6 protein-coding genes and 1 riboswitch are annotated in these 6,450 nt (G+C 72.1%); of the genes, 2 read left to right on the top strand and 4 right to left on the bottom strand.

The window, feature by feature from the left end; genetic code table 11:
* Together VFF97_RS00240 and VFF97_RS00235 are read right to left on the bottom strand one after the other, a co-directional pair.
* Positions 1 to 860 (bottom strand): N-acetylglucosamine-6-phosphate deacetylase (locus tag VFF97_RS00240; RefSeq protein WP_325031482.1); only part of this gene is annotated, 860 nt, incomplete at its 3' end.
* Positions 857 to 2,386, bottom strand: coding sequence for a beta-N-acetylhexosaminidase (locus tag VFF97_RS00235; RefSeq protein WP_325031481.1), 1,530 nt, complete (start codon positions 2,384 to 2,386; stop codon positions 857 to 859). The genes VFF97_RS00235 and VFF97_RS00240, both read right to left, overlap by 4 nt.
* A 154-nt stretch (positions 2,387 to 2,540) precedes the next feature.
* Positions 2,541 to 2,624, top strand: a riboswitch (ZMP/ZTP riboswitch).
* 64 nt (positions 2,625 to 2,688) lie between these two features.
* Here VFF97_RS00235 and glyA point away from each other — a divergent pair.
* Complete coding sequence (gene glyA / locus VFF97_RS00230; protein ID WP_325031480.1) at positions 2,689 to 3,963, top strand: serine hydroxymethyltransferase; 1,275 nt, start codon at positions 2,689 to 2,691, stop codon at positions 3,961 to 3,963.
* A 96-nt stretch (positions 3,964 to 4,059) separates the two neighbouring features.
* Positions 4,060 to 4,968 (top strand): bifunctional methylenetetrahydrofolate dehydrogenase/methenyltetrahydrofolate cyclohydrolase, encoded by a 909-nt coding sequence (locus VFF97_RS00225; RefSeq protein ID WP_325031479.1) that lies wholly within the window; start codon positions 4,060 to 4,062, stop codon positions 4,966 to 4,968.
* Between the two features lie 19 nt (positions 4,969 to 4,987).
* Here VFF97_RS00225 and VFF97_RS00220 read toward each other — a convergent pair whose 3' ends face one another.
* On the bottom strand, positions 4,988 to 6,028 hold the full coding sequence (locus tag VFF97_RS00220; RefSeq protein WP_325031478.1) for an RNA polymerase sigma factor: 1,041 nt from the start codon (positions 6,026 to 6,028) through the stop codon (positions 4,988 to 4,990).
* The gene (locus VFF97_RS00215; protein ID WP_325031477.1) at positions 6,025 to 6,402 is read right to left on the bottom strand and encodes a YciI family protein; all 378 of its coding nucleotides are present in this window, start codon (positions 6,400 to 6,402) and stop codon (positions 6,025 to 6,027) included. Before VFF97_RS00215 ends, VFF97_RS00220 begins: the two co-directional genes overlap by 4 nt.
* Positions 6,403 to 6,450: the final 48 nt, after the last annotated feature.

The following is a 6,450-nucleotide window of genomic DNA, read 5'->3' as shown; positions in this document are numbered from 1 at the left end:
TCGAGTCCGCCGAGCTCGTACCTCCCGTCGGAGGCACCCGCCGCCGCCATCGCATCGGTGACGAGCGCGATGCGCCCGCGTGCCGCGTCGAAGGCCACGGCGACGAGCGACAGGTCGACATGCACGCCGTCGGGGATGAGCTCGAGCGTCACGCGGTCGTCCCGCAGTGCTGCGACGACCGGTCCCGGGTCGCGGTGGTGGATGCCCCGCATCGCGTTGAACGCGTGCGTCACGATCGTCGCCCCGGCGTCGAACGCGCGCTTCGCGGCATCCGCGTCGGCATCCGTGTGTCCGATCGCGACGGCGACGCCCGCGTCGACGAACCGGCGGATCGCGTCGTGTGCGCCGTCGAGCTCGGGGGCGATCGTCACCTGGCGGATCGTGCCGCGGCCGGCCTCGAGCAGGCGGTCGACGGATGCCGCATCCGGCGCGCGCAGCAGCGATGCCGTGTGGGCGCCCTTGTGCCCGGGATCGAGAAAGGGCCCCTCGAGGTGCGAGCCGAGGATCGTGGGGTCGGCCTCGGCGAGCTCGGCGACGATTGCGGCGCGCTGCGCGAGATCGTCGATCGACGCCGTCACGAGCGACACGACGGCGCGCGTCGTGCCGTGGGCGCGGTGCAGCGCCCGGGCGGTCGCGATCGCGTCGACGCCGTCGTCGAAGGTGGCTCCGCCGCCGCCGTGGCCGTGGATGTCGATGAAGCCGGGGGCGAGGCATCCGCCCTCACCGTCCACCGCGTCGCGCGGCGCGAGCGCGCGCCACCCGTCACCCGTGCCGCGATCGACGACGACACCGCGGTCGATCGCGACCCACACGTCGTCGTCGCCCGACCACACGGAGTGGACGACGAGGTCGACGCTCACTCAGACGCCCAGGGGATCTCGTCGGACGGGTGGAACGCGATGCCGAGGCTGGTCCACAGCGGTCCGAGCGCGCCGACGCGCGCGCGGAACGACTCCCATGTGCGCAGGTCGCTGACACCTGTCGCGGGCGACCACGCCGCCTCCGCCGCCGCCGCGATCCGCGGGAACGCCAGGTGGTCGATGTCGTCGGCCGAGCGGACGGTCTCGGTCCACAGCGGCGCCTCGACGCCGAGGATGTCGTCGTCCTCGATGCCGTCGATCACGTCGGACGGTTCCCACGAGTAGGCGCGCTGGACGCTCGTGGGGCCGTTCGCCCACGACAGCCCGCGCGTCGTCGACTCGTCGTACTTCATGTCGAGGTAGACGGCATCGGCCGGAGACAGGATGAGCTTCGAGCCGAGCTTCACGAACCCGCGCGCCTTGTCGTCCATACCCTCGGTCGGCTGCACGAAGCCCCAGTACTGGCCGATCGTGTCGTCGCACAGATCCGCCGCGGCACCCGCCTCGTGCCACGCGACCGGGATCTTGTCGAGGTCGGAGATGAGGCGGCTCGTTCGCGCGACGAACTCGGCGTAATCGTCGTCGGCCGTGCCGTGGGCCTCGTCGCCGCCGAAGTGCAGGTACGGGCCGGGCGTCATCCCCGCGAGCTCGCCGAAGACGTCCGCGACGAAGTCGTAGGTCGCCTCGTCGTGGATGCGCAGCGACGAGAAGCCGACCGCCACGCCCTCGTACGGCACGCCGGCCTGCGGGAGCCCGCCCCCGAACGCCTCGATGGTCTCGCGCACACGATCGGTGATGACCGGGTCCTCGACGAGCTCGGGATACGCGAGCCCCACCGCGTGGGTGTGCCCCGGCATGTCGACCTCGGGCACGACGGTCATGTGGCGCGACGCGGCGTACTCGACGATCTCGCGGTAGTCGGCCTTGGTGTAGAACCCTCCGGGGTCACCGCCGACCGATGTCGCCGACGCGCGCTCCGTGAGCTCGGGGCGCGACGCGAGCTGGATGCGCCACCCCTGGTCGTCGGTCAGGTGGAGGTGCAGCACGTTGAACTTGAGTCCCGCCGCGCGGTCGATGTAGCCCTTGACCGTCTCGACCGGGTGGAAATGCCGTGCGACGTCGAGCATCACGCCGCGATACGCGAAGCGCGGCGCATCCGTGATCTCGACGGCGGGAACGACCCAGCGCTCGCCGTCCCGCGTGACGAGCTGTCCGAGCGTCTGCACGCCGTAGAAGAGGCCGGCGGCGTCGGCTCCCGTGATGGTGACGGATGCCTCGTCCGCCGTCAGTCGGTACGACTCGGCCTCGCCTGAGCCCTTGTCGACGTCGAGGCGGATGACCCCGCCGGCGTCCCCTGCGGAGGCGGATGCCCCGACCGCGAGCCCCGTGCGGGCTTCGAGGAGCGCCGTGAGGGCGGCGGCGGCATCCGCGTCGCCTTCGATGCGCACGCGCGCATCGAGCGGGAATGCGGCGGACTCGCGGACGGAGAGGGACGCGGGGGCGGGAACGACGGAGAGCTCGGTCACAGTGCCTCCATTCTGGGGTGCCGACGTGCACGCGGCCAGAGCGGCGCCCAGGGCGACGGCCAAGGCGAGGGCGGTCCGTCCGCGACGACGAATCATGTAAAGATCCCTAACAAAAGGGGTGGCGATCAGCCTAGCAGTGCGCTTTCGGCTATGCTTCCGATGTCGCGACTGGCGTTGAGGTGGGCCCACCACCGGGGAGCGACCGTCACGGCACCGACCGCACGCCTGGGCCGGGCCACGGAACACCGTCGCTGCGCGACGGCCTCGACAACCGAGTTCTGCCCCCACGCCAGGAGAATGCCTTGACCGACTCGTCCTTCAACGCCCCGCTCGCCGAGGTCGACCCCGAGATCGCCGATGTGCTCGAGCGCGAGCTGCAGCGCCAGCGCTCGTACCTCGAGATGATCGCCTCCGAGAACTTCGTGCCGGTCGCGGTGCTGCAGTCGCAGGGTTCCGTGCTCACCAACAAGTACGCCGAGGGGTACCCGGGCCGCCGGTACTACGGCGGCTGCGAGGTCGTCGACGTCGCCGAAGAGCTCGCGATCGCCCGCGCGAAGGCGCTGTTCGGCTCGGAGTACGCGAACGTGCAGCCGCACTCGGGCGCGAGCGCGAACGCCGCCGTCCTGCATGCGATCGCCCGTCCGGGCGACACGCTCCTCGGGCTCTCGCTCGACCAGGGCGGTCACCTCACGCACGGCATGAAGGCGAACTTCTCGGGCCGCCTGTACGAGATCGTCGCCTACGGCGTCGACCCCGAGACATCCGTCATCGACATGGACGAGGTCCGTCGACTCGCGCTCGAGCACCGTCCGAAGGTCATCATCGCCGGCTGGTCGGCCTACCCGCGGCAGCTCGACTTCGCGCGCTTCCGCGAGATCGCCGACGAGGTCGGGGCCTACCTGTGGGTCGACATGGCCCACTTCGCGGGTCTCGTCGCCGCGGGCCTGCACCCGAGCCCCGTGCCGCACGCGCACGTCGTGTCGTCGACCGTGCACAAGACGATCGGCGGCCCGCGCTCCGGCTTCATCCTCACGAACGACCCCGCGATCGCGAAGAAGATCGACTCGGCCGTGTTCCCCGGCCAGCAGGGCGGTCCGCTCATGCACGTCGTCGCCGCGAAGGCGACCGCGTTCAAGCTCGCCGCGACCCCCGAGTTCCGCGAGCGTCAGGAGCGCACGGTGCGGGGCGCCGCGATCATCGCCGACCGCCTGTCGCAGCCCGACGTGCGCGAGGCCGGCATCGCCGTCCGCTCGGGCGGCACCGACGTGCATCTCGTGCTCGTCGACCTGCGCGACGCCGCGATCGACGGCACGCAGGCCGAAGACCTCTTGCACGAGATCCGCATCACCGTCAACCGCAACGCGGTGCCGAACGACCCGCGCCCGCCCATGATCACGTCGGGCCTGCGCATCGGCACGCCGGCGCTTGCGACGCGCGGCTTCGGCGATGCGGAGTTCACCGAGGTCGCCGACATCATCGCGCTCGCGCTGCAGCCCGGTGCCGACGTCGAGGCGCTGCGCGCGCGCGTCGCGGTGCTCGCGGACGCGTTCCCGCTGTACCCGGGACTCCAGCAGTAGGGCGCGGCCCGAGCCGGGTTTCCGAAGGCCGGGAAACCGGCTTGCGCTCGACGGATACCTATGGGCATAGTGATTCAGACCCGACGAGGAGTGCACATGACCGCGAAGAAGCTGGACGGCGTCGCCACGGCGGCGGCCATCAAGGAAGAGCTGCGCGCCCGCGTCGCGGCGCTCCGTGAGCGCGGCGTCGTGCCCGGACTCGGGACGCTGCTCGTCGGCGACGACCCGGCGTCGCGCTCGTACGTCACCGGCAAGCACCGCGACTGCGAAGAGGTCGGCGTGGCGTCGATCTCGGTCGAGCTGCCGGCGACCGCCTCGCAGGACGAGATCGCCGAGGCCGTGCGCGGCCTCAACGAGAACCCCGAGGTGACGGGCTTCATCGTGCAGCTGCCGTTGCCGAAAGGCATCGACGAGAACGCCATCCTCGAGCTCATCGACCCCGACAAGGACGCCGACGGCCTGCATCCGACCAACCTCGGCCGCCTCGTGCTGGGCGTCGACCCGAAGACCGCGGTCGACGCACCGCTGCCGTGCACGCCCGCGGGCGTGATCGAGCTGCTCGCGCGCAACAGCGTGCCGATCGCCGGTCAGCACGTGACGGTCATCGGTCGGGGCATCACAGTCGGGCGCCCGCTCGCGCTGCTGCTGACCCGCAAGGGCACGGATGCCACGGTCACGATCACGCACTCGCGCACGCCCGACCTCGCCGACCAGGTGCGCAAGGCCGACATCGTCGTGGCGGCGGTGGGCCAACCGCACCTCGTGCAGGCGGACTGGGTCAAGCCCGGTGCGGCCGTGCTCGACGTGGGCGTGACGCGCGTCGGCACGACCGAGTCGGGCAAGGCGAAGCTCGCGGGCGACGTCGACCCCGCCGTCGCCGAGGTCGCGGGATGGCTGTCGCCGAACCCCGGCGGCGTCGGTCCGATGACGCGCGCGATGCTCGTCGCCAACGTCGTCGAGGCGGCGGAACGTCAGGCGGGCGGTTCGCCGGGCACGGTGCTCTGACCCGCGATTCGGCGTCGCGTCACGCGTCCCTTCGCCGAGCCAGCACCGCGTCGAGCGCGGCCTGCGCGCCGACAGTCGGAGCGATCGCGACGAGCCCGCGATAGAGCTTCTCGAGGGCCGCGACGTCGAGCGCGCCGGTGCGCGCGCGGTCGCAATGCACGGCTTGGATCGCCGCCTCGAGCTGGAACCGACCGAGAGGGCGACCGAGGGCGGATGCGCGGCGCAGGAGCGCCTCGCCTTCTGCGATGAGCTCGCGTGACCACGTCGACGGATCCTGCTCGTCGAGCGGCGGCCACGGGTGTGCGACCCGGGCGGGCGCGCGGGCCTGCGCGAACGTGAGGAGCGCGGCGAGCCCCCACGCCTCGGGCTCGTCCTCCAGGAGGTCCGCGGTGAGCACGGCGAGCCACCGCGCCTCGTCGGCGATCGACTCGCGCACGCGGTCGCCCTGGTCGAGCCAGTCGATCGCGTACGCGCCGTAGATCGCCTCGAGCACCGCGGGCAGCCGCTCGGGCATGTCCGCGCGCGTCGGAAGGGCGAACGGGATGCCGGCGTCGCGGAGGCGGCGCTTCGCGCGCACGAGGCGCTGAGCCATCGTCGCGGGCTCGACGGCGAAGGCGCGCGCGATCCGCGCCGCGTCGAATCCGAGCACCGCCTGCAGCATGAGCGGCGTGCGCACGGCGGGGTCGATCGCCGGATGCGAGCACGCGAAGAGCAGCTCGAGGCGCTTGTCGGGAATGGCTTCGGCGCGCTCGGCGAGGGTCGCGGCATCCGTTCCGCCGAGGATCCGCTCGGCGTCGAGCGGCGTGCTCGTGCGGTGCGCGGCGGAACGCAGCAGGTCGAGGAGCCGGTTGCGGGCCACGGTGAGCAGCCAGCCTTCCGGGTTCGAGGGGACGCCCGACTCCGGCCACGTGCGCAGCGCCCGCTCGAACGCGTCCGAGAGGGCGTCCTCGGCGAGGGCGAGGTCGCGCGTGGGTGCGGCCAGGAGCGCGACGAGACGACCGTACGCGTCGCGCGCCGCACGTTCGGCGGCGGCGCGCGCACGCGCGGTGTCGTCCGTCACGCGAAGGGCGTCCACTCTCCGTCGACGAAGCGGGTCGCGGTCGGGCGGATCTCGATCGGACCCCACCCGGCGGAGGGAGCCCGCTTAGCCCACTCGATCGCGGCGTCGAGGTCGGGCACGTCGATCACGAACGTCCCGCCGAGCTGCTCCTTCGTGTCGGCGTACGGTCCGTCCTGCACGCGCAGGGTTCCGTCGGCCGGCCGCAGGGTCGTCGTCGCGACGGACTGCTGGAGCACCTCGGCGGACTGGAGGACCCCGGCCGCGTCGAGCGCCTTCGCGTACTCGTCGAAGGCCCGCATGCCCTCGGCCCAGCCTTCTTCGCCGGTCTCCTCGGCGGTCATCTCGGGGTAGTGGAGCAGGAGTGTGTAGCGCATGATGCGTCCTTTCGGTCGTTCTCGACCTTGTGACGATCGAGCTCGCGC

The organism is Microbacterium sp. (assembly GCF_035687345.1).
In the GTDB taxonomy this organism is placed as follows: Bacteria; Actinomycetota; Actinomycetes; order Actinomycetales; family Microbacteriaceae; genus Microbacterium.
This window is presented reverse-complemented; position numbering and strand designations above follow the sequence as displayed.

Bases quoted from the DNA above. Each gene is read 5' to 3' on its own strand.
- VFF97_RS00215 (WP_325031477.1), bottom strand. From the start codon at position 6,402: ATGCGCTACACACTCCTGCTCCACTACCCCGAGATGACCGCCGAGGAG.
- VFF97_RS00225 (WP_325031479.1), top strand. From the start codon at position 4,060: ATGACCGCGAAGAAGCTGGACGGCGTCGCCACGGCGGCGGCCATCAAG.